The organism is Kribbella monticola (assembly GCF_003261635.1).
In the GTDB taxonomy this organism is placed as follows: domain Bacteria; phylum Actinomycetota; class Actinomycetes; order Propionibacteriales; family Kribbellaceae; genus Kribbella; species Kribbella monticola.
Genome location: NZ_QFXK01000080.1, coordinates 1 through 1782 on the forward strand (window position 1 = coordinate 1; position 1782 = coordinate 1782).

The 1782-nt window shown below is 57.6% G+C and carries 2 protein-coding genes; both read left to right on the forward strand.

The genetic code is table 11. The annotated features are described in order from the left end of the window. The coding region (locus tag DIZ26_RS37685) for a hypothetical protein (protein WP_232828852.1) at positions 1-899 on the forward strand (899 nt) is incomplete at its 5' end. 79 nt (positions 900-978) lie between these two features. Continuing rightward, positions 979-1782: phosphoribosylaminoimidazolesuccinocarboxamide synthase (locus tag DIZ26_RS34590; RefSeq protein ID WP_112248791.1), on the forward strand; the 804-nt coding region annotated here is incomplete at its 3' end.

Sequence of the window (1782 nt, forward strand, 5' to 3'; positions counted from 1 at the left end):
AGGGGGACCCGATGGCGAAATGCTTCTTCTGTTTCCAAGACCGTCCTTTAACGCGAGCACATCTGTTCCAAAGGCATTTTCGTGAAGCGATCGCCATTTCAGAGAAGGGAGTTAACTTAACGTCCTCTAGTGCGGCCCACAAAGGAGTTGACCGTGCGATCTCTTATAACGGCGACATGCGAGAGGCGCACGTCACGTCTCTATGCTCTGACTGCAACTCCAATTGGATGCAAAGCATCGAAATCGCCGCGGCTCCAGTCTTTCGAGAGTTGGTAAAAGGCGAGAGGATTCTCCCGCCGGACGATCTTCTGAAATTGGCTCATTGGGCAGTTGTGCTTGGAGCATTGTCGAGCGAGCTATATCCAAAGTTAGTAATTCCTCCAGATCAGCGCGATCTGATCCGAAAAGCTGGTCAGTTACCGAGCGAGTTCTCGACCTTCTTCGTTTGGCTCGGCGAGTCCCTTACCGGGCTCCAGATGGACCTTTATCGCGGGGTGGCAGTTAGGCCTGGCGGTGAGGAAGTAAACTGGGTCAGTGTGCTCCATGCAGGTCCAATAGTAATGATCTCAGCTACGCCCGGGATCACCCCACGTATTGCGCGCGTATTAGGCGATGCGGGGATTGATTCGGCTCTTGGTTTCATTGGCGAGACGATGGTCTACATACCTTCGAAGTTCCAGGCTGCAATGTCGGCCGACAACACCCTTACTCACCAACGAGTTCACGACCTGGGGACCCAGTACTTCGGTGGACAGCGTGTTTTTACGACGGCGGCGAACGGCGTTGCAATTATGGACCTCTCTCACGGTGTCAAGATGGAAGACGCCGATATGTCCTATGACTTCACAGCACAGCTCTTTGATTACCGCCAACTTCCGATCCATAGGGGCGAACACTGACCGGAGAGCCCAGCATGCACTCCAAACCGCCTGCCATCCTCCATCGGCTGCCCTGAGGATGGTGTGCTAGAACAGTGGCGTGGAGCTTCTTCATCAGGGCAAGGTTCGCGATGTGTACAGCGATCGGTCTGGGGAGGTGATCCTCGTTGCGACTGATCGTGTGTCGGTCTATGACGTGGTGTTGCCTACGCCGATCCCTGACAAGGGCAAGTTGCTGACGAGTCTGTCGTTGTGGTGGTTCGAGCAGCTCGCAGACGTGATGCCGAACCATGTGATCTCGGCTACCGATGTGCCGGCCGAGTTCGCGGGTCGTGCGGTTCGGTGTCAGCAGGTGGACATTGTCCAGGTTGAGTGCATCGCCCGCGGCTACCTCGCTGGGCTTGGCTGGGAGGCCTACCAGGAGACCGGGAAGATCTCCGGGGTAGCTATTCCCCCCGGGCTGAGGGAGGGCGACAAGCTTCCGCAGCCGGTGTTCACGCCGACTACGAAGACTGCGCCTGAGGATGGCCATGACGAGCCGATGACCTTTGATGAGGTCTCAGAGGCTGTTGGCCCAGAATTGGCCAGGACGCTTGAGGCCAAGACTCTGGAGCTCTTCACGAGGGCCACGGAGATCACTGAGGGGCGCGGCGTGCACCTTGCTGATACGAAGTTTGAGTTTGGCCTGGCGAAGGACGGGACGCTGGTCCTGGCGGATGAGGTGCTGACCTCAGACTCCTCGCGCTACTGGCGCGATGAGGACTGGAAGCCGGGACAGCGGCAGGTCTCATACGACAAGCAGTTCGTGCGGGACTGGGCTCGGGATCTGGGTACCTGGGACAAGACTCCTCCAGGCCCGGAGATTCCGGCTGAGGTCGTTGAGGAGACTCGGGCTCGTTATGTG